This is a genomic window from Bacillus infantis NRRL B-14911, assembly GCF_000473245.1.
Taxonomy (GTDB): Bacteria; Bacillota; Bacilli; order Bacillales; family Cytobacillaceae; genus Bacillus_AB; species Bacillus_AB infantis.
The window spans coordinates 4,122,498-4,149,074 of sequence record NC_022524.1; the positions used below are offsets into that span (position 1 = coordinate 4,122,498).

Here is a 26,577-nt window from a genome sequence, read left to right on the forward strand (position 1 = left end):
GATTGTTGGAAAATTGTAAAGATAGAGTAAAGTGGTTAAAGTGGTGACAGGCACCTCCCGATATTTGAAGATTCTTGTCGAAAAAAAGAAACGCCATACCGGAAGGGTAGACGTTTCTTGGTTCTATGTATGTTCCTGTTGTTCTTAAGTAAAAATTTCAATCAGTTTCTGTTATATTTTCCTGCCTGATCCAAAAATCATGTTCTCTTCTAAAAAAGCTCTCTACTTCTCCCAAGGTCAAACCAACATTTCTTGCTTCCAGCAATAATTCGATCCACTCTTTTTCTACTTCATTACTCATACCCATAACCGTTTCCCCTATTGCGGCAGCCCAGCCGTCTTAACCATACATGGCCTTAGACCTGAGGCTTTGCGCCCTTATCTTTCAATAAGTTTGCGTTTCACAGAAATGTAGTACAGGTATAAAGTACCCCGCAAAATGAAAAATTAACCATTTTTTTTACGACAGAAACCTACATAGATTTGTCGAATTCTTGAAGCTAATCCTCAAAAACTTCTATTATTCTCTTTTGATTTCCCAGTTGTATAAATGAATGACAACAACAGCAAGAAAGCGAAGGAATTTTCCCTTCGCTTTCTTTTAATGCTACACTATAGCAGCATGTCTCCCGCTATAAGATGGAAGATGATGCTCGAGCTTCCTGCCTGCTGCCTCAAGGTTAGCCAGGCATTCTCTCCGCAGGCTGTCCGTGCAAATAAAATTATAGTTTAGCTCCCGTTCCAACTGAGAAAAGCTGGCTGATAGATTCTTCCCGCTTTCAACAGCTTTACTTAACTGCTCCTCAAAAAATTCTTCCGTACCAAAAAAATACATGATTATGCACCCTTTCCTTTCAGTCACTATGCCAAAAGGTTCGGCCGATTAGCTCTGAAAGGACTAAGCATAAAATCCAAAGCTATCCGCGTTATCACCCTGGCAGCCCGACTATCATAGCTTACGCCTTAGACTCGCGGCTTTGCGTCCTTATTTTTCAATAAGTTTGCCTTTTTCAATATTCATACTATTATCATATTACTTTTGTCCTCTTTTATCAATTGCTGCTGCTAAATTTATAGCTTTTTTATATCAAAAAAATGTTTATTTTTTCCTAATAAAAGGGAGTTCCCTGCCGATAATAATGTAAATGGCTTTTGCCAGAATGAATTTTCGGAGGGCAACATGAAAACGACTAAACGAGGAATAAGCTATAAGTCGATTAAATCAGCCAATCCTGATGCAGAGACTGTTGTCCTCACACATGGACTTGGTCTGGACAGCACTGTATGGAACCTTATTCTTCCTCAGTTAGCAGATTATCACATCATACTATTTGACTTTAGGGGTCACGGATACAGCAGTGCTGCAAATGGATCTTTATCCTGGGATATACTGAATGACGATTTCGAATCAGTATTGGACGAGGCAGGGTGCTCCTCTTTTCATTTTATCGGTCAGGGCTTGGGAGCTTATTTCGGCTCACAGTGGCAGGACCAGCATCCTGGCAGCATCCTGTCGTTCATTGTCTTTTCCACGCCAGCCATCAATTTGGCCGATTGCATAAGAAAATCACCTTCAGAGAAAAACTTGCCGCTAATTGATAAAGAGGGGCTGGCAGATTTTTGGATCACACATCTTCTTTATAAATCGATCGGCCCCAATTCTTTTCTTATAAGAGATGCTTGCTCAAGGCTTGATTTGCCATCTTATTTTTTGGCAAGGGAGTTAATCTCTGGTTCTTCAATTATTCATTTTAAACATATGGAGATACCAGCCTTGTTTTTAGCCGGGGAATTTGATCACTTTTATCCGGCCTCCGTTGTCATGCTGAGCAGCGATTATATCAGAAAAAGCAGAAAATACATCATTCCTTCAGCATCCCATTTAATACAGCTGGATCAGCCTGAACTGACACTATCCAAATGCCGGGAGTTTCTGGCCGATCCGGCAGTGATGTCGGCAGTGAAGCCCGATTCGGGAAGCTCTTATACGCAAAAGCTGCTTCTCCAATTGGAGGCAGCTTTTGAGACGCCTCCTCCAAATGGAGATAAGATTGAAGTTTTCATGCTTGATGAGTTTAAAGTGACAGCGGGAAATACAATAATTGAAGGAAAATGGAATCAGCGCAAGGCGAAAGAAATTCTCGCTTACCTGTGCCTGCATGGACCAGTTTCCAGGAATATTATTGCGGAGGTCTTCTGGCCTTCCCTGCCTGTAGCCAATGCCCAGAACCAGCTGCGCGTCAGTTTGACGCACCTGCGTAAAATTTTTCAAAGCGGCGGGATTCCTGACCCCTTTACGATTGAAAACAACATCATTTCCATAAATAGAGCTATAGAAATCGACGCCCTGAAATTCTTCCACCTGTTGAATCAGGCGCTCGAAGCAGAGAACTGGGCTGTTATAAAGCTGTTAAAATCAAAGGTATCAGGCAAGATTCCGCCGAAGCTTATGCCGCAGTTCAAAGCCAAATGGGCAGATGACTACAGGAGGGACTTAGAACTCTCCATCATCAGACTGCTCAATCTAACTTATAAGAAGCATATGCATATGAGAGAAATTTCTGAAGCATTAAATGATATGCAGCTGCTCCTGAAGCTGGCTTCAGAGGATACAAAGCTATATAAGGAAATCAGCGATCTATACCAGAAAGTCAGTATGGCTCCTATTGAAATCTGGGAACCTGCTTAAAACTCCAGAAGATTAGACTAAGCAATTATAAAAAGAAAGGACAGCGGCAAGTTAAGTTGCCGCTGTCCTTTCTTTTTTCAGCTTTCAACCTTAAATTTTTGAAGCAGCCCATTAAGGTTTGCAGCAATATCATTAAGGGCTTCCGATTCTTCTTTGACTGTCTCCATATCCGCAGTTTGGCCGTCAACATGGCTGACAACTTCCACCAGCCGTTCATTGACATGCTGGAATTGAGAGGATAACTCTTCAACACTTGCTGCCACCTCTTCACTTCCTGCTGCCATTTGTTCACTGACCGCCGATATTTCCTGGATGCGCCCGTTCACGTTATCTACAGATCCCAATATGTTTTCAAAGGATTGTACAACAGCCTCGATGGATAGCTTGCCGCCTATTACATCCTGATTGGTCTTTTTCATCGCAGCGGATGTGGCATCCGCATCCCCCTGGAGCTGCTGGATGATGGCTGATATGTTGGAGGCAGACTGATTGGTCTGGCTGGCCAGATTCCCTACTTCATGGGCGACAACCGCAAACCCCTTCCCATGCTCCCCGGCCCTGGCCGCTTCTATGCTTGCATTCAGTGCCAGCAGATTTGTCTGTCCGGCAATGTCCGATATTTCCTTCGTTATAACGGCAATTCTTTTTGAACCTTCAAGGAAGCTGCTAATGGCCTCTTCAAGTGAATTGAAGGACTGGTCGATACCATGCATTTTTTCAGCAGCCTCAAGCACCTGATGCTTTCCTGAAATGGCAAGGCTGGCCGTTTCTGCTGAAGCCTGATTGACCAGGCTTGAGGTTTCAGCTGTGTTGCTGACGCCTACCGACATCTCATCCATCGTGACAGCAACTTCATTGGCCGATTGCAGCTGCTGATAGACAGTCTGCTGAAATTCCATGATCTGCTTTTTGATTCCCTGGAGGCTCTCATTCGTCTCTGCGACTCTTTGCTCTAATGAACCTGAGGACCTGGATACAGTACCTCCGGTATCCTTGACACGTGCAATCAGCTCCTGAAGGCCGGCTCTCATATGCTCAAGCGGTGCACTGATGCTTTTCAGCGGTCCCAGCTGCTTAATGTCAGCCGGCTTTGACAGATCTCCCTTGCTCACCCGCTCCACAAAACGCTGGATTTCATTGAACGGCTTTGCATACGAAGCAAAATTAATAAATCCTGAGAGGATAAATGCTATGATGATCAATCCCAGCAAAGCAGCTGATTCTGCCGAGAACACCTGCTTTTTGAAAATCAATGAATAGATGGCTATGATGATCATGCCTGAGACAGCAGCCTGCATTGCGACATTCAGCATATAAACCATTATTTTTTTAATGACATCATTCTTTTTATTCCCCATTATACTCCCCTATTCCCATTTTCATATAGTTCCTTTAATGGATATATCGGTATAACAGCAGGGAAATTTAGCTTCATACAAAAAAAGGCAGCAGACGATATCAATTTTTTACAAGGCTGCAACTGACAAGCATTTTGTTAAGAATTCTTTCTCCTGTTAACGTAATGCATTATTCCAGGAGCTGATTATTGAAAAATTTTCCCAACTTTATGCAATTGTAACTTTTTACCTATTATTGTATGATGATACCAAAGACCCACCAACCCCTCTTCAACCGCACCCTGCTATTAATCAAACGTTTGATTAATAGAATATTCTTACACTTATTCCCCTTTGCTGGTATACTATTCCTACGGGAAAAGTAGGAGGTAAAAGCATGAGAACCGGAGCGCTAATCAAGTATTACCGGACAAAAAAAGGGATGACACAGAGGGAATTGGCCCAAGGTGTCTGCTCCATCTCCCACCTTAGCAAAATAGAAAACAACTCCAAAGAAGCCCATGATGGCACGATCGACTTATTGCTGAACAAGCTTGGCATCACTTTACAGCAGGCAGAAGATAAGCAGGAACAGTTCGGGAGTATGATTGAGGATTTTATCACCAAGCTGATCTACTATCAAAAGGAACAGGCAGAAGCAGCATTCCAAACCCTGTCTAAAGCAGAAGAGCTGATCACCTTTACTCCTTACATAAACTACTATTCTCTCTGGAAATACCGCTATCTTATCTTCGTCGGAGATATAAATGGAGCAGCGGCTCAGAGAGAGCATCTAGGCAAGATAAAAAAGAATTTTTCCCAACATGAAACCTATTTATACAGCTACTTTAATGCGTTATCTTTAATACAGACAGGTCAGCTGGAAAAAGCAGACAATATCCTCAGCACCCTGATCGAGGATAAAGTGAAGGAAAGCGCCATCGGAGCCGGGGATTTGTTTTACCATTACGGACTTGTCAAAAGCATGAAGGAAGAGTCAGGGGCAGCCGTCCACTATGGAAAGAAAGCACTGGGACATTTTTCAGACCAGTTCAATTTCAAGCGGATTCTGCACACCCTGATGCTGCTGGGCATCAATTATACCCACGCAGGCATTTATCATGAGGCAGCCGAGTGCTTCAGGCATCTGCTCAGGAACATTGAGGCGCTGAAGATCGAGACAGCCCTGCTGCCGCAGATTTACCATAATATGGGCTATCTGTACAGAAGGACCAATGAACTGAAGAAGGCATCATTGTATTACAAAAAAAGCCTGGCCCTTCATCCGGTCGAGTCGTCCAACTATTTGATCAGTCTGTATTCATATGCCGAGACTCTTCACAAGCTCGGCGACAATGACAGCAGAAAGCATTTTGAAAAACTGAAACTGCTTGCACAGAAAGCCAGCTCCAGAAAGTATGAGCTGATGTCCCATTATCACCTCACCAGTTTTGCAGATGAAAGCAAGGCTGTAGAGTTTTTGCAGGAAAGGCTCCTGCCTTTTCTTGAAAAGACCGATGAGCACGAGAATGAGCTGGAGGAATTCTATCAGGTGCTTGCAAGGCATCTGATTCATCATGGCGAGTACGAAAAGGCAATCCAATATATCTCAAAGTACAGGGAGGAATTACAGTAAAATGAAGAAAAAATATCTGTTTCTGCTGATTGCCGCTTTGGGTTTGCTGGTTCATTACGGTGATGCAGCTCCCCCGGACGCTAAAAGCTCCTTTGCTGCATCTGAAAATCCTGATGATCGTCCCATTCAGCCTCCTTTGAAGGAAGACAGCTGATACCCCCTCTACTATCTTCCCCAGGCATATCCCTCAAGTCACAGGAAAAGAGCTGCTTCTCACTGGAAGCAGCTCTTCTTCTTGTTAAGAAAACTAACCGGTATTCGGCTTTTAATAGACCCCTACATTGTCCCAGGCAGTTCTGACTGCATTATAAGCAGAGCTTCCGCTTCCATATAAATCTGCGGCAGACTGCAGGAGCGCTGCGCGTGCATAGCTGAAATTGCTCGTCGGTGTCAGATAGACAGTCAGGGCACGGTAGTAGATTTTTTCGGCCTGGGCCTTGCCGATGCTGCTGATTGTATAGTAGGCAGCTTTATTCGGGATTCCGCTGTTGATATGGACGCCTCCATTATCGGAGCTTGTGTTCACATACTGGTTCATATGCTCAGGCTGCCCGTACAATGTCGGGTTGGACATGCTGCGGAGGGCATCGCCGGAACGGCCAGGGGTGTACACATCCTCACCCATCAGGAAGTCGCCTGGATCAAGGAAATATCCAAACACATCGGAGAAGGACTCGTTCAGAGCACCAGACTGATACTGGTACTGCAGATTGGCCGTCCTTTCAGTGACCGCGTGGGTGATTTCATGGGCCACTACATCAAGGGCTCCGGAGAGAGATGTAAATTGGGAGCCATCACCGTCTCCATAAACCATCTGCGAACCGTTCCAGAACGCATTATTATAGCGTGATCCGTAATGGACCGTTGATCGGATGGTTGCCCCATTATTGTCGAAACTGTTGCGGTTATGCGTGTTTTTAAAATAGTCATAGACCTTTCCGGCGTAATAATGTGCATCCACATCCGCCCTTTGATTGGTCGCAGTCCATGCATTATTGCTGTCGGCGGAACGCGAGCCTGGCAGGGAGGATCCGTTATTGGCAGTGAAGGTCTCAATGACTCCATTCATTGGCTTTGTAACATCATATAAGTAATAAGTTCCGCCTGAAGAATAAGTATTCAATGTTTTGGAGCCGCCGGTCACGCCTGTGCCTGTCCCGGTTGCAGCCGCATCTGCCACAGCATTATAAGCTTCGACAATATGGCCGTTCTTCGCGTCGACAAAGATCTGCCAGTTCGCCCCATACGGCTCAATGAACTGCAGCTGGACCTTGTAAGCGAGCGTATACTCCCCGTCCTTTTCATGGATCACAAGGTCATTTTTCACATGCGTATTTTTCACTTCACTCTTTTTGCCGGCTTTCTCGAGGTCAGCAGGCACAGCCTGGTCGCTGCCTTTTGTATCCTCTTCTGTCAGATTGATATTTTTCCAGGCAAGATCAACCGCTTCTTTTTTACTGATGGCTGCTTTTGTATCAGTTATTTTTTCTGATGCATCAGCATATAATTGTCCTGTCGCAGCCGTTACATCACTATTTTTATCTGTATGGACCTTAAAAATAGCCCCTTCCACCGGGACCCCATTAATAGACTGGGAGAATTTATAATGCTTCATTCCAAGGTCATCTATTTCAGCATTCAACAGTATGAGCTCCTTGAAAGGATCTACTTTGAATAAGTCTTTATTATCTTTGAGGAATTTTTTTATATCATCATCATTTTTGGCTTTGTTTTTTGATAGCTTGCCAGCCAAAAATTTTGGGGCATGCTTCTCTTTTTGTTCGAGCTTTTGCTGCAGCTCCATTTGATTGAGCAATTTTTCTGAAGGAGATAAACCGTAGGCAGTGGCTGCCGGAAATGCGGCACTGAGAGCTAAGGAAGTTCCGAGTACGAGCGTTGCTAACTTTTTTGTCATTTTAATATCCCCTTTGGCTATTTTTAGGACTAGCTAATCCATATCTACACGTGTTAAGGATAAGTGTAGCCAGCGAGCAGGCTAATCACAATAAATCTATATACCCAGCAGGCCCAAAAAAGATAAATGAAGGAGTCTGATAGAGAAATGGGCAAAAACTTTCCCAATCCCTATGATGTCTAACGCCAGGAAAAGCTAGGGAAGTTTCGATGCAATTTTGCTTCAGCTTCGTAAAAAGGTGAAATCTTTACTATTACTCTTTTTATTTTTCCCAATATATTTTATCTGAATATATAGTTTCCCTTTTACAATCCTATGTAAATAAGCATAGGCTAATAGATACTTATTTTTACATATTACCCCAAAATCAGATGGCCTTTGTAACATTTCTGAAATATTTCCACTCTTCTGTAAACCTTTAGGTTATCTTGATCGTCTAAAGAGGAAAAAAGGAGGCATTAAAATGAAAAAAATCTATGCAATTATTTTTACGGCATTATTCCTTGCTTCAGCAGGAGCCTTTTATATGGAGGGAGCCCCTTTGGATGCGACTGCTTCTGATAAGAAAGCTGACGAAGTTCAAAGTGAGAAGCAGGAAGAAACGGCAAACGCCAGTCCCAAAGCTGAGGAAACTGTAACTGTGGAAACAGAGCCTTCCAAGGACAAGGAAGAGCCGCTGCAGGATCTATCCGAAAATGAGAACGGCGCTTCTCAAGAACCGTCGGAAGAAAGTGAAGCTGCATCTACTCAAACTCAGAATCAAGATACAATTAAAATTGAGGATGTTGTATACGTCAATATTATGGATAGTGAAAAATTTGCCCATATGAGCAGAACAGCTGCAAAATACGGAGCTAAGTTGTACGCATTGCCAAATTCCGATCTTTTTGTCATAGCCAAGGATGGCAAACCGATTGTTTATATGAGTACAGGAGTCAGAAATGCACCTGTGGCCTATGCCGATTTGCTGGCTGAGCTTTTCGCTGAAGGCTTTAATGAATACAAAAAACTGTCCGAAAACATCCTATTTTCTGCTGAAACAGGAGCTGAAGTTTCAGTTGATTTTGGAGATTATATAGCCTATGGAATTGAAACAAAAGAGGGCTGGATAAAAGTTTCCTGGTAATATGCGGGGTGTCAGTCCGGATAATAGCAAAAAAAAAGCGGCTCCCTATGTGGAAGCCGGTTAGGATCATTTATAAACTTTGACAGTGATTGTTTTGTTTCCCCACTGGAGGGCACGCTGTTTATTAGGGATAAAGACATCAATTTTATTTCCTTTAACAGCTGAGCCTTTGTCCGCTGCAATGGCCATGCCATAACCGGGAACATATACCTTAGATCCCAGCGGAATGATTCTTGGGTCGACAGAAATAGCCTTGATGTTTGGATTCTTTTTCAGGTTTAAGCCGGTATACGTAATTCCGCTGCAGCCTTTGCAGCTTGCTGTATATGCGGTAGCTTTCACTTTTATTTCTTTGTAGGCAGCAGCAGGAGCTTTTGCTGTTTTTGCACTTTTTACTGCTGTACCTGCTGTTTTAAGCGTTTGATTTATCTTTATATGATCTGAAGTCAGTTTGTTCCAGGTTTTTAATTGCTGTACTGTTACATTATGTTTCTTGGAGATTGACCAGAGGGTGTCTCCCTTTTTTACCTGATATGTAGTTCCAGAGGCGAAAGTGGCGTTTGAAAATCCGAAAAGCAATAACAATGCTGCACTTACATTTAGTAGTAATTTCTTCAAAACGTACTCTCCTTTGTCTTCTATCATAGGAACATGTTAACAGTTTAAGATAACAATAATGTTTCAATAGGTTTCTATTTATGTTACAAAACAATTCATTTAAACGTCATTTTGTAATATAACAAAAAATAACAGCTTATTTAACCAAAAGAAAAAGGAGTTTTTCAACTCCTTTTCTGTTTATGTAATTAAAATAATTGCCCCGGCTTCAGCCTGCCCTTTTGCAGTAAGTTTCTTCGTTTCTTCACTCTCCAGGCGTCTATTATGATGATAAGAATAAGAGTTCCTGAAAAGATCGCTCCCTTTCCTTCTACCAGGTTAAATACCAGGGCAACCCATCCTTCACTAATTAAAGTAAATATGGACGTAAACAGCATGATCATCGCGTAAATAATCAGGATTATTTCTGCCAGAGTCAATGCCCTCATTTTTTCAACCTCCCAGGTATATAAAAATACACTAACTCTTACCCTATGACCAGTGGTATAAAACCTGGCCCCTTTTTCTTAGAAAACAAAAGTGCCAGTACTTTGAGTCAAAAGGAATGATGCAGATTAAAAACGTCATAGCATAACCTCCGTCTTTTGGGTGCCGAGGAGATCCACCCGGATGCTTTTGCGGCATTGCGGGGGCGGGACTCAGCTGCTGTAGGTAAATCGGAAATTTATGATTTTTCACAAGCATTTTTTCACCGACTAAAATAGGACTGCCTATTCAGCAGGCAGCCCTTTCAACTTTATATATCATTGCATGATAGAATATGACAAACTTTTCAACTGTTCGTAGGCTTCCATATAATAAGGTGTTCCATACTGGATCATCCTGTCTACCATGCCAATCCCCTGATAGAAAATGAGACTTTGCCCCGGAAGACCATACCGATGTGACATCTCAATGTATTTTTTAAAATTTACAACACCCGCTTCAATTTGATGCGGTCCATACTGATCTATTTCAATATTGATTCCGCTGCCGTAAATTTGAGCATTAAGAAATGCCCGGTGAAGCCGTTGGTCTGCATCTGTCAGTTTAAGGCGGAACGCATTTGGCTGAAGGTAGGCCCCATCAAACCCGTATGTTTCCCAGCGTTCAAAATTAGTAGATAAAGCATGCGGCGAATAGATCAGGAACTTACCTTTTTGATGGATCCTGGCAGAAATTTGTTCTACAAGCGGTCCATCCTGGGGATAGCCCATTGTCTCACTCATCCAATAGTATCCTTTAAAAGTAAGGTTGGAAAAGCCTTTTTCCTCCCAGACAGCTTCAACAGCTTCCATATACCACGCCGCCATTTTTTCCCGCTCTTTCGGGCTGTTCTTCAGCACTGCTCCATCAAGGCCAATAATATCTTCCTGAAGCTTCGGATAAGGAATCGCTAAATAAACATTGGCCTTTTTCTGCAGCTGTGCGGCTGAAGCATTCAAAGCCTCAAGGACTCCATTCTCAGAAAAAGTCTGATCAATATACCATTGGAAGTCTGAGTAATTGGCGTAATTCTTAGAAGAACCCAGCTCGCCCCCAGGATAGCTTCTTCCAAGTATGATAAATGTATCAAACAAAGTTTGGTTTGTACCCCCCGGTGTTAAATAGGGTTTGAAATAATTGGCGGTAAAGTCTGTGTTCTGTTCTGCCCCATTATAAATGAGTACTCCGTTCCTGATTCCAGTTTCACTAAGAAGTCCTGTATGATCTGAAAAGGATTGAAGTGTATTGTCAGCAGGATGAACAGTCCCATCAGGATATTGCATGGCCAGATTGATGGCCTCTTCTGCAGATCTGACAGTATGTTTAACCTCCCCTGACGCTTTCACATTGTATTCAAGCGGCTTGGTATAGATCCTTGAAAGGAACACGGCGAATTGAAGACGGTCAACAGTCAGATCCGGCTTAAAAGTGCCGTCCCCGTAACCGGTTGTCACTTTATTCTCGGCAATCGCATCTACGAATGGATAGTATGGATCATCGGCTGGCAGATCTTTAAAGCTTGATTTTCCAGAACCTATGTATTCAAATCCCACAGCCAATGCCATGGCCATATCTTTTCTTGTTAATGGTTTTGCCGGATCGAATTTATTGTCGGTCAGTGAAAACATGCCTTTATCAAGCACAGCCAAAACCTCATTATAACCCCTTGTAGAAGGGTTCATATCGGCAGGAATCACCTGCGGTTCTGCCGGGGCTTCCAGGTTCATTGCCCGGACAAGCATGATGGCTGCGTCATTCCTCGTAATAGAAGCACTCGGGCTGAACTTCCCTAAATGACCTTTGATTACTTCTTTATCAGATAAGAATTTTATGTCCTGGTAAGCCCAATGGTAGCGTGACACATCACTGAACTCATTGGCCTTAACAAGTGCAGGCGACAAAAACACTAGCAGCAACATTAGAATACTGGACGAATAGATTGATAGTTTTTTCATAGTAATACCTCTGATGACCATTGCCTCCATTTTTCTACTTATTTACAGATATATCTTTTATCGTCAGCACTCTGCTCATTTTTACAAAAATAGCAAAATATGCTTAAAAAGTTCTGCACATCCATTTTATACTAGAAATTACCATTCAGGAAGGTTTTTTTGGTGACAGGCACCTATACCAGTTTCTTTATGAAATGAATTTTTCGACAAAATCCGGGAGGTACCTGTCACCTATACAACCATTTCAACCGAATAAAATGGGTTAGGATAAACAGGATGGCGGCTAGTATGACGGCTCCCCAAATGATGGCGGGAGATAGGAAAAATAAGGGCAGGCTGAACAAAAGGGCGACGATCATGCTTATATTAATGGATTGTTTCGTTGCTGCTCCTCTGCGGATAAGCAGGCTGCAGACAAAACTTGGAACTCCTATAAGGTAGAAAGGGATGTAGACAATTTCTACACCTTTAAAACAGGATAATGTGATTATGGCAATGATGAAACCTGCTAGTGAAGAACAGCCGCTTCCTGCTTCATTGCTGCCGGATAACTTAGCTATAATGCAAGCTAAAAGCAGTACACCCATAGCTGCTGAAGAGTTATCTCCCTTAATGGCAGAAAGGCAGGTAAGAACCGCCAGAACCAGCGCTGACAACGGAAGGACTAAAGCGTTGGATTGTCCGGGATAGTGAACACTATTAGTCAAAGATAGAAGGAACAGCAATGTTAAAGGAATTGATAAAGCATAAAAGTTAACCACACCGATGAAATAAGTATCTATGAAGCTGATTTCCACTCTTCCCCAGTAAATAACGATAAGGGCGGCTATCACCTGCGCCGGCAGCATCCACCAAACGGATATTCTTTTCTTATCAAACCACCATCCGGCGATGACTACAATGGCTCCCCCAATTAATATGGCAGAAGTATTGTAAAATACTCCTTTGACCAGTAACATGCCAATGGCAAACGGAACAAAAACTGCAATACCTTCAACTATAGAATCATTACCTTTTCTTCTTATAATCTGACCTAAAAGAATAGTACAAATAAAACACACTAATGCTGCCACAACCAGCATAGATCTCCCACCCTTTAATTAAAATTAATATGGTCTGCTCACCTCAATTCTACCACAATTTTACAGAAGGGTGACAGGCACCTATACCACTTCTATACCAGCTTTAATTAAAACAATCATAGAGGAGTTGTTTTACATTTAAACACGGCAGGGAGCAGTGGATTAAGACACTTTCGACATTATCCGTCAAATTTCGGGAGGTACCTGTCACCAACATAAAAGCACCAATAACAAAAGGTAGAGCCGCAGCTCTGCCTTTTGTTCGCAGTACCAGGTACCTTAGCGTACCTCGCACCCATATTAAATGTTATACTGTGCCATTTCCCCGCTCTCACCAACATACTCAATAGTACTCCTGTTCGTTTCCAGATCAATGAACAGTGAACAGTGTTTGCTGCCGTTTCGCCAGGAGAGGCGGATTTCGCTGTCAGGTGAGTCCAGGACCTGGAATTCGCCGCTGAATGCTTCATTTTCATTGCGGAAGCGGATGAGCTTCAGGAGTCTCTGAACAACTGGCTTTTCCAGGGATTCTTCAATTTCCTCAAGAGTGAAGTTATGGCGGTTGATTTCGCGCCCTTCACCGGTGCGTGCTACATTTTCCACATCATTCTCCCCGGCAAGCAGTCCAACATAATAGACCTGCGGAACGCCCGGGGTAAAGAACTGAATGGCTCTTGCAGCAAGATAGGCATCATCGTCGCTGTTCAGGACGGAATAGTAGGAGCAGCGGATCTGGTGGACATCAAACCCATCCTCTGCTTTATGTTCGTCAGAAAGAATCAGGCTCAGATTGGACCCCCTTTCAAGGCAGACATCCACAATGTCTTTCGCTTCCTTTGTATCGATGAGGCCGTCAAGGTCAGGCTTGACCGGTATGCCGTCATGGCAGTCGAGCATCGTGAACTGCTTATGCGGGCGGTTCTTCAGGTAAATTGCCAGGTTCTTGCTTGATTTGTTAATCAGTGTTTCGAGGACACGGTATGGCAGGATAAAGTCATAGATCCAGAAGCCGTGCTCGGCAAGCTTGTGCTGGATGGAATAATGCGAATGAACCTCCGGCAGTAGCTCGATGCCCAGAGAATTCGCCAGCTCCATGATCCAGTCAAGGAACTCATAAATTTCCGGTTCAACAAAGAAGCAGCTGGTGCCAAGCTTTTTCACGACATAGCCGACCGCATCAAGGCGGACAATTTTGACGTTCTGCTCTTTGAAATTAGTGAAGAAGTCGGTTAATAGCTGCCTGACCTGCTCTGATTTGATATCAAGGTCAATCTGCTCAGAGGGGTCTGTTTTGCCAAAAGTGGTCCATACTGTCTCCTGTTCGCCTGTTTCTTCTATTGTGAAGGTTGAATATGGGAGCGGCCTCCGCAGGAACATCTTGTCAATATCCTCCTGTACAGGCTGTCCGTCTTCCCAAAGCTTGTCAAGGGTGATGAACAGATCGGCATACTGGGACTGGCGGCCTTTTGCCAAAAAGTCCTGGAAGTACTCGGATTTCTGCGAGATATGGTTGACCATCAGGTCGACAAGGATATCAAAGTTTTCGCCGATCTTCCGGATATCTTCCCATCCCCCGAATTCCGGGTCGATTTCAAGATAGGTAAGCGGGGCAAATCCCCTGTCGCCTGAGGATGGAAAAGGTGGGAGGATATGCACGCCGCCTTTGAAAATATCAGCAAAATGTTCTGTCATTACTTTGTTGAGCATTTTCAGATCTCCGCCGAGGGAGTCCGGATATGTGATAAGCTGTACTTGATTTTTAACTGCCATTTCTAAAACCTCCTACAGTCCGTACATTTCTTTTAGTTGTTCCAGCGGGGGCATGCTGCAGACCGCACCTGTGAATTTTAATTTATAGGCGCTAGCTGCCGAACCCAGCTCCAGGGCTTCCTTTACGGAAAAGCCTTTTACCAGTGCCGTATAAAAGCCTGACCAGAAAGCATCCCCTGCACCGGTCGTGTCGATTACATCAGTCGCAAGCGGCTTGATTCGAAAGGTTTCTTCTCCATTGGATACGATCGCTCCATCCTTGCCGATCGTCAGGATGACAAGCTTTGCGCCAAGATCAAGGAATTTGCGGATCTGATTTTCATGGGTGTCCTTCCCGAACAGCCGCTCCGCATCGTCCTCAGATGGCTTTATAATATCGACCATCCCAATGATTGATTTAACGTACTCAATCCCTTCGGCCCCTTTTTTCCATACCATCTGATGGTAATTCGGATCCAGGCAGACCAGGATATTTTGGCTGCGCGCCTGTTCAATCACTTTTTCAATCGTATGGCGGGCCGGTGCCATCGAAAGGGGCCAGCAGGAAAAGTGGACGATTTTTGAATCCAGCACAGCCTTTTCAAGCTCTTCCGTATATTGGAGCTGATAGTCTGCCCCGCGGTAAAAGATGGGATCGGGCGTTCCTTTGCTTTTTGCGACCACAACCATACTGGTGGACGAATCTACCCGCTGAACCAATCCCGGGTCGATCCCTGTTTTGCGGAGATGGCTGATAAGAAAGGTTCCCAGCCTGTCTTCCCCTACTGCAGACGCGACCAGGGAACGGATTCCCAGCCTCTTTACATTCATGGCAATATTGGCCGGTGATCCGCCAAAATAGTTATGATAAACTGCCGGCTCATCTGCAGGACTGTATTCTTCTGAAATCATATCGATCAGGATTTCGCCTATCGTTAAAATATCATTGCCTCTCGGCTGGAATTCAATTTTCTCATCTAATTTAAGCATCGTAATCCTCCATCGCTGTACTTGCCGCAACTGATATTAAGGGAAAATCTTTCTGCTCCTTTTTCCGGCAGACATGTCCAGTGCTGTCAGGCAGTCTGTACCGTTTTATACCGTCAGGCAGCCTCTATGACTCTACCTTCTGCAGGAGAAAAACTTTTACAATTATTGAGTGCAAAAAGAAAGGGGCAGGTGCCCCATTCTTACTTTAAGAGATACACCCTTGTTTCATAAGGGCTTAAAGTGAATTCCTTTTCCAGCTTCTTTTCAGGAACATTATAGTTATTTAAAACCAGTTCACTTGAAGCACCCCCGATTGCCGACGGCAGCTCTATTTTTTCAGGTTTGTCATGGAAATTGCATATTACAAGGGCCTTGTCGCTTCCCATTGTCCTGGTATAGACAAAAAGTTTCCCATGGTCAGGAAGGATAAGCTCGTACTTTCCATATACAAAGACAGGGTTCTCTTTGCGGATGGCGATTAGTTTTTTATAAAAATGAAGAATCGAATTTTCATCCTTCAGCTGGCTTTCAACATTGATGGTACGATAGTTTGGGTTCAGGCCCAGCCACGTTTTGTTTCCTTCCGTGAAGCCGGCCATATGCGAGGCATCCCACTGCATCGGAGTCCGTGAATTGTCGCGGCACTGTTTCCAGACGACCTCCATTATGTCATCGTGCGGCACGCCCTTTGCGGCTTCCACTTTGTAATAGTTCACCATTCCAACATCGTTATAATCTTCAATTTCAGGGAATTTCACATTGGTCATCCCAATTTCCTGGCCCTGATAAATGAAAGGTGTGCCCTTCATCAGGAAGTAAAGCGCCCCAAGCATTTTTGCGCTCTCTTTCCAGTACTGCTGGTCATTGCCCCAGGATGAAACACGGCGCGGCTGGTCATGGTTTTCGATGAACAGGGCATTCCAGCCTCGTCCTTCAAGGCCTTCCTGCCATTTGGTCAATGCTTTTTTCAGCGCTTTGACGTCCACAGCATCTTCTGTGTCCTTGTCCCACAGGTCCAGGAATTCGAATTGGAAAATCATATTAAAATAGCCATTTTCCTCGCCGACCCATCTGTCAGCATCCGGAATGCCCACTCCATTCGCTTCACCAACGGTCATGACATCATAATTGCGGATCGTCCTGTCCGCAAATTCTGTAAGGAAATCATCAATCCCAGGGAAATTCATCATTTTCGGAAAAGATGGGACCACATCCAGATTGTCCGGGTTTGGCATATCCGGGAAACCGGGCTCTTTTTTGATATGCGAAATCGCATCGATCCTGAATCCATCAATTCCTTTTTCAAGCCACCAGTTGACCATTTCATAGAGAGCTTCCCTGACCTCAGGATTCTCCCAGTTCAAATCCGGCTGGCGTGCAGAGAATATATGCATGAAGTATTGCTTTGTTTCTTCATTATATTTCCACGCAGGCCCGCTGAAAATGGATTCCCAGTTATTCGGCTCCTTGCCATCTTTTCCGTCACGCCAGATATACCAGTCCCTTTTCGGATGATCTTTTGAAGAGCGGGACTCTAAAAACCATGGATGCTCATCACTCGTATGATTGATCACCAGGTCCAGGATCAATTTCATCCCGCGCTTATGGACTTCCTCAAGCAGAAGATTGAAATCTTCCATTGTGCCGAATTCATCCATAATATCCTGGTAATCAGAAATATCGTAGCCATTATCATCATTAGGCGACTTATACATCGGGCAGATCCAGATCACATCAATTCCCAGATCTTTAAGGTAATCAAGCTTCGTAACAATTCCTCTTAAGTCCCCGATGCCGTCTCCATTGCTGTCCATAAAGCTCCGCGGGTAAATTTGATAGGCTACTGCTTCTTTCCACCATGCTTTTTTCATCTCTGTCAAAATCCTTTCGTTGTGCCTTCATTTTTCTTGCAGAATTTAGCCTGGTTGAGGTGTGAAATCAGTGTTAATGGCGTTTTTTTAAAAAAACTATCTGGTATTGCCGCCGCTTAACACTGATTCAGCCCACTTTTTCAATAATTCGGCCAGTTTTTCTATTTTTTCTCCCTAAAATTACGGGAATTCACCCCAAAATCCGGGATATTCGTCTCACTTTACATTTTTTACCAAAAATACAACCTAATATCATTTAGCCGGACTCCAGCCTATTTAATAGATCCCTGCATCACGCCATTAATAATCGCACGCTGGCCGATCATGTACATGATCAGGATCGGGATGACGGTCAATAGAATCGCCGGGATCAGCAGTTCCCAGTTATTCATATATGTGCCGTTGAATACTTTCATCTGCACCGGCATGGTATAGACAGATTCATTGTTCAGCACCAGTGATGGCAGCAGGTAATCGTTCCAAATCCACAGCACGTTCAATATTGAAATCGTAACTGCGATAGGCTTCAGCATCGGAAGGACAATCAGGAAGAAGATCTGCAGGGAATTACAGCCATCAATTCTTGCTGCTTCTTCAACTTCTATCGGGATCGATTTGATAAAGCCATGGAACATGAATACGGAAAGCGCACTGCCGAACCCAAGGTAGAAAATGATCAATAGCGGAATAGGAATCGCATCAATCAGCTGCAGTTTCGCCCCATAGATATAAATCAGCGGGATCATGAGCGACTGGAACGGGATGACCATTGATGCAACCAGCACGGTGAAAAAGAATTTATTGAATTTGGACGGCCTTCTCACAAGATGGTACGCCGCCATGGCAGAGAAAAAGACAATGAACAGTGTGCTCAGTGTGGTAACGATGAACGAGTTCCTGAAGGTGACACCAAAGTTCATCATGTTGATCACATCTGCAAAATGGGCGAAATTCCAGTTTTCCGGAAGGGCAAAGGGACTGGTCAGGATTTCGCCATTGGTTTTGAATGAGTTGATGATGAGCAGCACAAAAGGAAAAATAAAACTTACTAGGGCAATGATTGCCAGTAGGTATAGAAAAGTGGTAGTGACAATTTTTTGCCTGGCCATTATGCTTCGACCTCCATTTTCTTGCTGGTATAAACTTGAAAACCGGTTACAGCGGCTACAATCACAAACAGGATAATCGCCTCAGCCTGTCCTGTCCCATAGTTCGATTCAATAAAGGCTTTATTGACGACATGCATGGATACCATCTTGGTGCTGCCAAAAGGGCCTCCATTTGTGAGAGCAAAATTCAAGTCATACACCATGAATGCATTTTTTAAAGAAAGGAACCCGGTCACTACGAATGAGGGAACCATTAAAGGCAGCGTAACATTCAAAAGCCTTCTGAACGGGCCGGCTCCATCGATTTTGGCTGCTTCAATCAGCTCTCTTGGAACACTGATCAATCCGGCGATGAAGATGATCATCATATAGCCGGCTGTCTGCCAGATGGTTACGATGACGAGCGACCAGAAAGCCATGGTCGGATCCCCGAGCCACCCGAGTTCAAGCCAATCTATGCCAAGTTTGGTGCCTAATGCAGGGAGCGACTGAACGAAGATGAATTGCCATATATAACCAAGTACCAGTCCACCGATCAGGTTAGGCGTAAAATAAGCTGTCCTTAATGAATTCTGGATCTTCAAGCCGGACGTAACCAGGTACGCCAGACCGAAACCGAACAAGTTGACAAAAAACACGGTTGCCACGACAAATTTAAGTGTCAGCCAAAGCGATTTCCAAAATTCCGTATCTTTTACAGCTTCCAGATAATTCGCCATGCCTGCAAACACCACCGGATCAGCCGGAGTCTGCATCGTATTAAAAGTGAGGAAAAGGCCGTATCCAAATGGGACCAGTACGGTGATACAGAAAAAAAGGAAAACAGGGCCCAGGAATAAAAGCGAATTGCCGATATCACCTATTTTTTTATTTTTCTTCATGCTTCCACATCCTGTCTGTTAGGTAAAAAAAGCAGGCAGGATAAGTTCTCTCCGCCTGCTTTTTTGTTTTCACTTGAGTCTGGATTATTCTTGGTGGGTCTTATAATAGGTTTCAAAAGCTTTTGCAAGGTCTTCTCTTTTGCTTTGACTCGCAATGTATTTCTGAACCTCAGGACCAAGGATAGTAGTCCAATCCCCTGTATTGATATAGTTGGTGCTGAAAGGCATTGTCTTGCCGGCAGCAAGTGCATCACTGATGGCAACGCCGAGCGGGTTGGTTACTTTGTTTGGATTGTTTTTGAATGCTGAGATGATTTGAGATTTATTAACGATAAAGTCTTGTCCTGCTTCATCGTATACCAGCCAGTTCAAGAATTCTTTCGCAGCGTCCTGTTCTTCTTTAGAAGCCTTCTTGTTCACAACAAATGCTTGAGTAGGACCGGCTGCAATCTTGTTGTTCAGCGGGTTATCAGGATTGTTGTCGACAGGGACAGGCATGAATCCAAAGTTTGTACCTTCAAGCGCTTTCAAAGAATCAAAAGCCCAGTTTCCGTTGAAAAGCATCGCAGAATCGCCTTTTCCGACAGCTACATGCGCAGCATCATAATATTGGCCAGTCGGACGTGCACCGAACATATTGTAATCCTCTGAAATCAGCATATCCAATGTGTCATAATAGCCGTTCCAGGCTTCATTCTTGTTATAATCGAATTTTCCGGCTTGCACTTCTTTCAAAGTTTCCGTTGGATCTTCTGTCTGATTAAGAAACAGAGAGCTGTAATGGTTCGCAACTGACCATGCTTCAGTCTGATAAGCCACTGGCTGCTTCACACCAGATTCCTTGATTTTATCCAATAGATCTGCCAGCTTGTCGCGTGTATTGATTGAGAATGGATCAAAGCCTTCGCCTGCTGCTTCTTCAACTACTGTCTGGTTGTAAACAAGTCCCATACCTTCCAGGGCGAACGGGAAACCGATTACATTTCCTTCTTCATCTTTAATGGCATCGCTTGTTTCTTCATTCCATTTTTCATCAGACAAATCGATTCCTACATCTTTATATTTATGAGTGGCATCATAAGGAGAAAACATTGCCAATGTAACCGTTTTCCCAGAGGCGGAAAGCTTATCATAAACGTTCAATGCGTCTCCGACTGCCACTGATTCAACCTGTACATTGATGTCCTTATGATCGGCCATAAAATCCTTTGCGGCCTGCTTGAACTGGGCATCAATCTCACCCTTGCCGTTTGTAACAATAATGTTTACTTTCCCATCTTTTGAGCCTGTATCTCCTTCAGAAGAATTGCCTGAGCAGGCTGCAAGAGAAAAGGTTAATGCGGCTGCCATGCCGGCAGCGGCCGTCTTTTTGAACATTCCTGATTTAGAGAAATTGAACATTTTTTTACTTCCCCTCTGTTTGAGAATAGTTTTAGCAGATTAGACCATTAAGCTCTTCTGCATGAATTTGTGAAAAGGTTTTCCTAGCTCTTACAATTATGATTATATTAAGTTATTAATATTTTGACAAGTACTTTTGAAAACGATTTCCTAAAAGTATTAAATTCAGCAAAAAATCACAATTCCCTATCTGCCTGCATCATTTTCTTGACACTGTCCCTCAGGCTCAGCCGGTAATCAATATAATGCTCTTGAGGCGCAGTTCCGGGCTGGCCAATGTTTTGAAGCAGAGCCTCCATTGCTTTGGACCCCATAGCTTCAAAGTCGACCCTGACCGTTGTCAGCTGCGGGCGTACAAGCGTTGCCAATTCAATATCGTCAAACCCCGCAATTGAAATATCGTCAGGAACCCTGTATCCCTGGTCCTCTGCACAATTTTTGGCGCCGATGGCAATCGTGTCGGATGCGCAAAGAATGGCGGTCGGAAGATCCCTCTTTCTAAGCAAAGTCACCATCGCCTCATACCCCTCCCCAGAGGAAAAGTTGCTTTCAGCAATGAAATCCTGATTGACAGGAAGACCTAGGCGTTTCATTTCATCAATAAAACCCTTATAGCGTGAATAGCCTGCTGACTGATCGTGCAGCGGACCATGAATCATTCCGATTTTTTCATGGCCGCAGCGTACCAGATACCTGACCATTTCTGTTATCGGTGTATAGTTGTCAACATCTACCCAGGTGATGTTTTGCCCAGTTACTTTCTGCCCGACTACTACAATGGGGATCTTATTGGCTTTTATCCAATCTACATGCTGCTCGGTCGTATGGATGGCGGACAGGATAATGCCATCCACCTGCTTTTCTTTAAATATTTCAAGGGATTTCAGCTCCATTTCGGGATCGAGCCTGGTGTTGCTCAGGATAATATTGTAGCCATTCCTGTTAGCCACATCTTCAATGCCGTTGATGAGCTCGGCGGATGTATAGTTGATTTGCGGAAAGATGACCCCTATTAAATTCGTAGATTTGCTGATCAGCCCCCTTGCAAGTGCATTGGGACGGAATTGGGTTTCACGGATGACCTTCTCGACTTTTTCCCTTATATCATCATTCACAGGCTTGCTCTTATTAATTACACGCGAGACCGTTGCAACAGAGACTCCTGCCATTTTTGCAATGTCTTTTATAGTTAATTTCATAGTTTATTCTCACCCTTCAGGAAAACGTTTTCTTATCACTTTGAATCTATAATTACACAGCGGGTTTGTCAATATACTTATAGGTGGGTGCCAGGTACCATGAAAAGACACTTCCACCCCATCTGTCCACGGAGCGTACCTGGCACCACAAAAAGACACTTCACCCCATCTGTCCACGGAGCGTACCTGGCACCACAAAAAGACACTTCACCCCATCTGTCCACGGAGCGTACCTGGTACCACAAAAAGACACTTCACCCCATCTGTCCACGGATGGTACCTGGCACCACAAAAAGACACTTCACCCCCTTTTGTCCACGGATGGTACCTGGCACGGAATTTTTGGTATATAATAGGCAGAAGATTACAGCTGATGCGGAAATAGGTGAATGGAATGGAGATTACATTAGGGGTTATTGGGCCTGAGGATTCGGTCCGGCATATTATGGATTCGGCGGAGTCTTTTTCGGATTTGCGGCTGGTTCCTTTTTATTATGGGAGCCTGGAGGATATTGACGGGATTATCGGGGAAAACCAGCAAAGGATCGATCAGTGGTTTTTTTCCGGTCAGGTCCCTTATACATATGCTTTATCAAAGGAGCTGATCTGTGAGGAGAACAGCTTCTATCCTCCCCTGTACGGCGCGAGCCTGCTTGGAAAGGTGCTGGAGTCTTATCTCGATAAGGAACGGGTGATCAAAAGCATCAGCCTGGATACGATCCAGGAAGAGGAGCTGGAAACGACGAAGCGCTATTTTTCTCTGCAGAGCCTGGAGATCCATTCTTTTTCTTATCCGGATTTCCGCCCTGTTGAGGAGCTGGCCGAGTTTCATATTAAGCTTTACCGTGAGGGCCGGACGGAGGCTGCTTTTACCTGCCTGCGGGGAGTCTATGACTATCTCAAAGAAATGGATATTCCCTGCTATCGTGTGTATCCTTCCCATCTATCGATTCAATTTGCGCTTAAAATTCTGAAAGAACGCGGCCACTCATCCTGGTATCAGCGTTCGCAAATGGCGCTGCTCGGAATTGAACTTATCCAGCCTGATAATGAGGGAGAATTCTTTCATTCCTATGAACGAAAGCACAAGGAGCTTGCCATGAAGAAGCTTCTCATCGAGCTTGCAGAGCATGTGAACGGTTCGTATGTGCAAATTGGGGACGGCCTCTATTTTATCTACACAACGCGCGGCGAGGTTGAAATCAAACTTGATAAAAAGGATCTTTACGACCTGATTGAAACGGTCTATGCCCAGACCCATTTCCGCCTCCGCATCGGTCTTGGCTACGGAATCACAGCCCTTCAGGCGGAGGAAAATGTGCAAAACGCACTCAGGAGCGCCCGCCAGAAGGCCAAGCCGGCAATCGTTCTCGTTGATGAAAATGAGGAGCTGACAGAGTTTCATCCGTCCGGCGATTCGGTTACCTTTCATTCTAAAAAATGGAGTGACGAAGGTTGGGCAGACACGCTGAAAAAAGCGAATATCTCTCCTGTCGCGCTTTCGAAAATCCAGACATTGTCCAATTTTTATAAAAAAACCGAAGTGAATTCCCGCGAGGTGGCAGGCTGGCTGGAGAGCACTGAGCGGAATGCGCGGCGGATCCTTTCAGAGATGGAGACTATCGGCCTCGCAAAAAGCAAATCAGTCCAGACTGGCCAGTCAAAGGGCAGGCCGAGAAAGGTTTATAAACTTTTATTGAATGGTAATTAATAGCAAGCCAGCAGGAGCCTTCTGCCGGCTTGCTTTTTATTTTGCTTTCGAGCCCTGCCCTGCCCATTTTCTCACTCTCTTTACATACCCTGTTTGTGAATTATTCTACAAAGTATCAATTTTCTAAATATTGTAGTATACTCCCCTTTAAGGAAAATAAACGGCAATTATCCGAAAACAAAAACCCTGATGATTGCACCAACTTAATGTCTCTATAACTTTTCTAAATTAGGAAACAACCAAAATTTTACATACAGGGAGTGCTGAAATATGACCAGCGAGTTTGTCAAAAATCTTACTCCGCAGCTAGTGGAATGGCGCAGGACGCTTCATAGCCTGCCGGAATTGGGCTTTATGGAATATATCACAACCTACCGGATCGGGAAGGAACTAGAGAAGATGGGCTTTACCCTCCATATCGGGAAGGATGCCCTGCAGGAAGATGCCCGCCTCGGCGTGCCGAAAAAAGAAGCTCTGGATGCACACGAAGAAAAGGCAGCTGCTTGGGGAGTCGAGAAAGAATGGCTTGAAAAGTTGTCAGGCGGCAACACCGGCCTAGTGGCAACATGGGACACAGGAAGAGCTGGAGACCATATCGGATTCCGCTTCGATATCGATGCCCTGCCGATCCTTGAGTCTGCCGATGAGTCCCACCTTCCATGCAAACATGAATTCTCATCAGGCGAACCTAATGTAATGCATGCCTGCGGACATGACGGCCATGCAACGATCGGCCTCGGCACAGCGAAATATATTGCAGAGCATACCAATGAACTCAAGGGAAAATTCACGCTTCTTTTCCAGCCGGCAGAAGAAGGCGGCCGCGGTGCAAGGGCAATGGTGGCCAAGGGCTGGCTTGATGATGTTGATTATTTCTACTCCGGGCATATCGGGATCCACTCCTACCCGGTCGGAACCATCGCCGCAACAACGACAGGATTCCTTGCATCAACAAAGTACAATGTTTCATTCAAGGGAGTTTCCTCCCACGCAGGCATGCATCCGGAGCTCGGCAAAAATGCTCTGCTTGCCGCAACCACTGCAGCCAACAATTTATATGCAATCCCCCGCCATTTCGACGGCGTCACCCGCGTGAATGTCGGGCGCCTGACTGCCGGGAGCGGACGCAATATCATCCCAGAGGACAGCTATATGGAGATTGAAGTCCGCGGTGAAACGCATGCTATAGGTGACTATATGGCAGAGAGTGCCCTTCGGATCATCAAGGCGGCGGCCGATATGCATGATGTCACCTGTACAATCGAGCCTGTCGGGGTCACCGAAGTGATGACCTGCAACGAAGAACTGATTCCGAAGATCCAGGAATGGTGCGCTCCAAGCGAGCTTGTCACAGAGGTCATCCCTTCAGTCCCTGTCTCCGGCTCTGAGGATGCAAGCTTTATGATGAACAAGGTGCAGGAGCATGGCGGCAAGGCGACTTATATGCTGTTTGGCACTAAGCTTGACTTCCCGCACCATCATCCTCAGTTCGATTATGAGGAAGGAGTGCTCGCGGCAGCGGTCGATACATTCGCCAGCATCATTAAAGGCGGCTCTTCTAATGGCTGATTTGAACAGCTGGCTTGAAAAAAATCTGGCCATCCTGAATACAGTCTCTAGCATGGACCAGCCGGAGGGCTTCACCCGCCTCAGCTTCACCGCCGAAGAAAAAGCTGCCCATGCTGCTTTCAGAAAAGTGGCGGAGGAGCTCGGGCTCCACACCCTTCAGGATGCGGCCGGCAATCAGTGGGCCATATGGAAAACAGACAGCAGACTGCCTCCTGTGGCCGTCGGCTCCCATCTTGATACAGTTGTGAACGGCGGCGGATATGACGGTCCAGCCGGGGTGCTCAGCGCCCTGGCCGCCATCAAAACACTGAAGGGTTCAGGGTTCCAGCCAGCGAGAGATATTGCAGTCGTCTGCTTTGTCTCAGAAGAGTCAGCGCGATTCGGCCTGTCGACCATCGGCAGCAAAGCCGTTTCCGGGAAACTCAACAGCCGGGAAGCCGGCAGGATGACTGACCGCAATGGTGTCACTGTTAAAGAGGCTGCCGAGGAATTTGGGCTTGACTGGTCCAGGATCGAAGAAGCTGAACTGCCTGCTGAGAAGCTTGCCTGCTTTTTGGAGCTGCATATCGAACAGGGAACCCATATTGAGGAGCATGGCGCAGAAATCGGGATTGTAAACGGCGTCGCCTGCCCGGTCCGGCTGAAGGTTCGCGTCAAAGGAATGGCCGGCCATACCGGAACGACCCCAATGCATATCCGAAAAGATGCATTCGTCGCCATCGCCCCGCTCGTCACCTTTGTGCATGAAAGGGCTTCACAGTTAAGTGAAGAAAGCATCCAGCCGCTCGTCGCTACAGTCAGCACCGTTGAATTGAAACCGAACAGCATGAACGTTATCCCTGGAGAAATCGAGCTTGGCATTGACATCCGCAGCGTTGATGACATGCTGAAACGTTCTTTTGCTGAAGAAATAAAGGACTTTTGCCAAAAGGCCGCTGCAGACAGCGGAGTGGAAATCCACGTTGAAACCCTAATCAACAATGATTCCATCGTGCTTGATCCCAACATGCAGCAGAAACTCACCGGCATATGCGGAGAGCTCGGCCTGAAAGCCCACAGCATGAACAGCGGCGCCGGCCATGATGTCATGAATATGGCAGCCAAATGGCCGTCCGGATTGATTTTTATCCCCTGCAAGGATGGCATCTCCCATCATCCAGATGAATTTGCCTCCATTGAAGACATGGCCAAAGGCGTCCGGGTAATCACAAGATTCCTGGAAAAAGAGGCTTCCTTATAACAGCCGATATTTGACTTATTTTAAAGGAGTGACC

22 protein-coding genes and 2 riboswitches are annotated in these 26,577 nt (G+C 45.0%); of the genes, 7 read left to right on the plus strand and 15 right to left on the minus strand.

Features of this window, described 5'->3' with window-relative positions; genetic code table 11:
* Positions 1 to 157: 157 nt before the first annotated feature.
* Positions 158 to 307, minus strand: a complete 150-nt coding sequence (gene sinI / locus N288_RS24925) for a DNA-binding anti-repressor SinI (protein ID WP_022544422.1) — start codon at positions 305 to 307, stop codon at positions 158 to 160.
* A gap of 15 nt (positions 308 to 322) precedes the next feature.
* A riboswitch (cyclic di-GMP riboswitch) is annotated at positions 323 to 409 on the minus strand.
* A 198-nt stretch (positions 410 to 607) separates the two neighbouring features.
* On the minus strand, positions 608 to 835 hold the full coding sequence (locus N288_RS20685) for a hypothetical protein (protein ID WP_009792928.1): 228 nt from the start codon (positions 833 to 835) through the stop codon (positions 608 to 610).
* 98 nt (positions 836 to 933) lie between these two features.
* A riboswitch (cyclic di-GMP riboswitch) is annotated at positions 934 to 1,016 on the minus strand.
* A 164-nt stretch (positions 1,017 to 1,180) separates the two neighbouring features.
* Between N288_RS20685 and N288_RS20690 the strand changes: the two genes are divergently transcribed.
* A complete protein-coding gene (locus N288_RS20690) occupies positions 1,181 to 2,689 on the plus strand; it encodes an alpha/beta hydrolase (protein WP_009792927.1) in 1,509 nt (502 codons plus the stop codon).
* Between the two features lie 77 nt (positions 2,690 to 2,766).
* Here N288_RS20690 and N288_RS20695 read toward each other — a convergent pair whose 3' ends face one another.
* The gene (locus N288_RS20695) at positions 2,767 to 4,047 is read right to left on the minus strand and encodes a methyl-accepting chemotaxis protein (protein WP_009792926.1); all 1,281 of its coding nucleotides are present in this window, start codon (positions 4,045 to 4,047) and stop codon (positions 2,767 to 2,769) included.
* Between the two features lie 376 nt (positions 4,048 to 4,423).
* Between N288_RS20695 and N288_RS20700 the strand changes: the two genes are divergently transcribed.
* Entirely contained in the window at positions 4,424 to 5,662 is a 1,239-nt protein-coding gene (locus tag N288_RS20700) for a helix-turn-helix domain-containing protein (protein ID WP_009792925.1), read from the plus strand.
* A 1-nt stretch (position 5,663) separates the two neighbouring features.
* A complete protein-coding gene (locus N288_RS25270; protein WP_009792924.1) occupies positions 5,664 to 5,816 on the plus strand; it encodes a hypothetical protein in 153 nt (50 codons plus the stop codon).
* Between the two features lie 111 nt (positions 5,817 to 5,927).
* On the opposite strand, the gene N288_RS20705 is transcribed toward N288_RS25270, so the two are convergent.
* Entirely contained in the window at positions 5,928 to 7,577 is a 1,650-nt protein-coding gene (locus N288_RS20705; protein WP_009792923.1) for a M4 family metallopeptidase, read from the minus strand.
* 463 nt (positions 7,578 to 8,040) lie between these two features.
* On the opposite strand from N288_RS20705, the gene N288_RS20710 reads away from it, so the two are divergent.
* Positions 8,041 to 8,703: a hypothetical protein gene (locus N288_RS20710; RefSeq protein ID WP_009792922.1), complete on the plus strand. Its 663-nt coding sequence runs from the start codon at positions 8,041 to 8,043 to the stop codon at positions 8,701 to 8,703.
* A 66-nt stretch (positions 8,704 to 8,769) separates the two neighbouring features.
* On the opposite strand, the gene N288_RS20715 is transcribed toward N288_RS20710, so the two are convergent.
* The 11 genes from N288_RS20715 to N288_RS20765 all read right to left on the minus strand — a co-directional run bounded on the left by N288_RS20715 (position 8,770) and on the right by N288_RS20765 (position 22,023).
* Positions 8,770 to 9,321 (minus strand): 3D domain-containing protein, encoded by a 552-nt coding sequence (locus N288_RS20715; protein WP_022544423.1) that lies wholly within the window; start codon positions 9,319 to 9,321, stop codon positions 8,770 to 8,772.
* Positions 9,322 to 9,509: 188 nt separating this feature from the next.
* Positions 9,510 to 9,749, minus strand: coding sequence for a hypothetical protein (locus N288_RS20720; RefSeq protein ID WP_009792920.1), 240 nt, complete (start codon positions 9,747 to 9,749; stop codon positions 9,510 to 9,512).
* 315 nt (positions 9,750 to 10,064) lie between these two features.
* Positions 10,065 to 11,741, minus strand: coding sequence for a DUF4855 domain-containing protein (locus N288_RS20725; protein ID WP_022544424.1), 1,677 nt, complete (start codon positions 11,739 to 11,741; stop codon positions 10,065 to 10,067).
* 227 nt (positions 11,742 to 11,968) lie between these two features.
* Positions 11,969 to 12,823 carry an MraY family glycosyltransferase gene (locus N288_RS20730; protein ID WP_009792918.1) on the minus strand — a complete coding sequence of 285 codons (855 nt, stop codon included), beginning with the start codon at positions 12,821 to 12,823 and terminating at the stop codon, positions 11,969 to 11,971.
* Between the two features lie 300 nt (positions 12,824 to 13,123).
* A complete protein-coding gene (gene gtfA, locus N288_RS20735) occupies positions 13,124 to 14,593 on the minus strand; it encodes a sucrose phosphorylase (RefSeq protein WP_009792917.1) in 1,470 nt (489 codons plus the stop codon).
* Between the two features lie 12 nt (positions 14,594 to 14,605).
* Positions 14,606 to 15,562, minus strand: a complete 957-nt coding sequence (locus tag N288_RS20740) for a carbohydrate kinase family protein (protein WP_009792916.1) — start codon at positions 15,560 to 15,562, stop codon at positions 14,606 to 14,608.
* Positions 15,563 to 15,762: 200 nt separating this feature from the next.
* Positions 15,763 to 17,433 (minus strand): glycoside hydrolase family 13 protein, encoded by a 1,671-nt coding sequence (locus tag N288_RS20745; RefSeq protein ID WP_009792915.1) that lies wholly within the window; start codon positions 17,431 to 17,433, stop codon positions 15,763 to 15,765.
* A 272-nt stretch (positions 17,434 to 17,705) separates the two neighbouring features.
* The gene (locus tag N288_RS20750; RefSeq protein WP_009792914.1) at positions 17,706 to 18,542 is read right to left on the minus strand and encodes a carbohydrate ABC transporter permease; all 837 of its coding nucleotides are present in this window, start codon (positions 18,540 to 18,542) and stop codon (positions 17,706 to 17,708) included.
* Complete coding sequence (locus tag N288_RS20755; protein ID WP_009792913.1) at positions 18,542 to 19,423, minus strand: carbohydrate ABC transporter permease; 882 nt, start codon at positions 19,421 to 19,423, stop codon at positions 18,542 to 18,544. Before N288_RS20755 ends, N288_RS20750 begins: the two co-directional genes overlap by 1 nt.
* 84 nt (positions 19,424 to 19,507) lie before the next feature.
* Positions 19,508 to 20,824, minus strand: coding sequence for an ABC transporter substrate-binding protein (locus N288_RS20760; protein WP_009792911.1), 1,317 nt, complete (start codon positions 20,822 to 20,824; stop codon positions 19,508 to 19,510).
* A gap of 176 nt (positions 20,825 to 21,000) precedes the next feature.
* Positions 21,001 to 22,023: a LacI family DNA-binding transcriptional regulator gene (locus N288_RS20765; RefSeq protein WP_009792910.1), complete on the minus strand. Its 1,023-nt coding sequence runs from the start codon at positions 22,021 to 22,023 to the stop codon at positions 21,001 to 21,003.
* A 394-nt stretch (positions 22,024 to 22,417) separates the two neighbouring features.
* Between N288_RS20765 and N288_RS20770 the strand changes: the two genes are divergently transcribed.
* The 3 genes from N288_RS20770 (at position 22,418) to N288_RS20780 (ending at position 26,543) form a co-directional block, all read left to right on the plus strand.
* Positions 22,418 to 23,734 carry a hypothetical protein gene (locus tag N288_RS20770; protein ID WP_009792909.1) on the plus strand — a complete coding sequence of 439 codons (1,317 nt, stop codon included), beginning with the start codon at positions 22,418 to 22,420 and terminating at the stop codon, positions 23,732 to 23,734.
* Positions 23,735 to 24,004: 270 nt separating this feature from the next.
* A complete protein-coding gene (locus tag N288_RS20775) occupies positions 24,005 to 25,303 on the plus strand; it encodes an amidohydrolase (RefSeq protein WP_009792908.1) in 1,299 nt (432 codons plus the stop codon).
* Positions 25,296 to 26,543, plus strand: a complete 1,248-nt coding sequence (locus tag N288_RS20780; protein ID WP_009792907.1) for a M20 family metallo-hydrolase — start codon at positions 25,296 to 25,298, stop codon at positions 26,541 to 26,543. The genes N288_RS20775 and N288_RS20780 overlap by 8 nt, the downstream gene beginning before the upstream one ends.
* Positions 26,544 to 26,577: the final 34 nt, after the last annotated feature.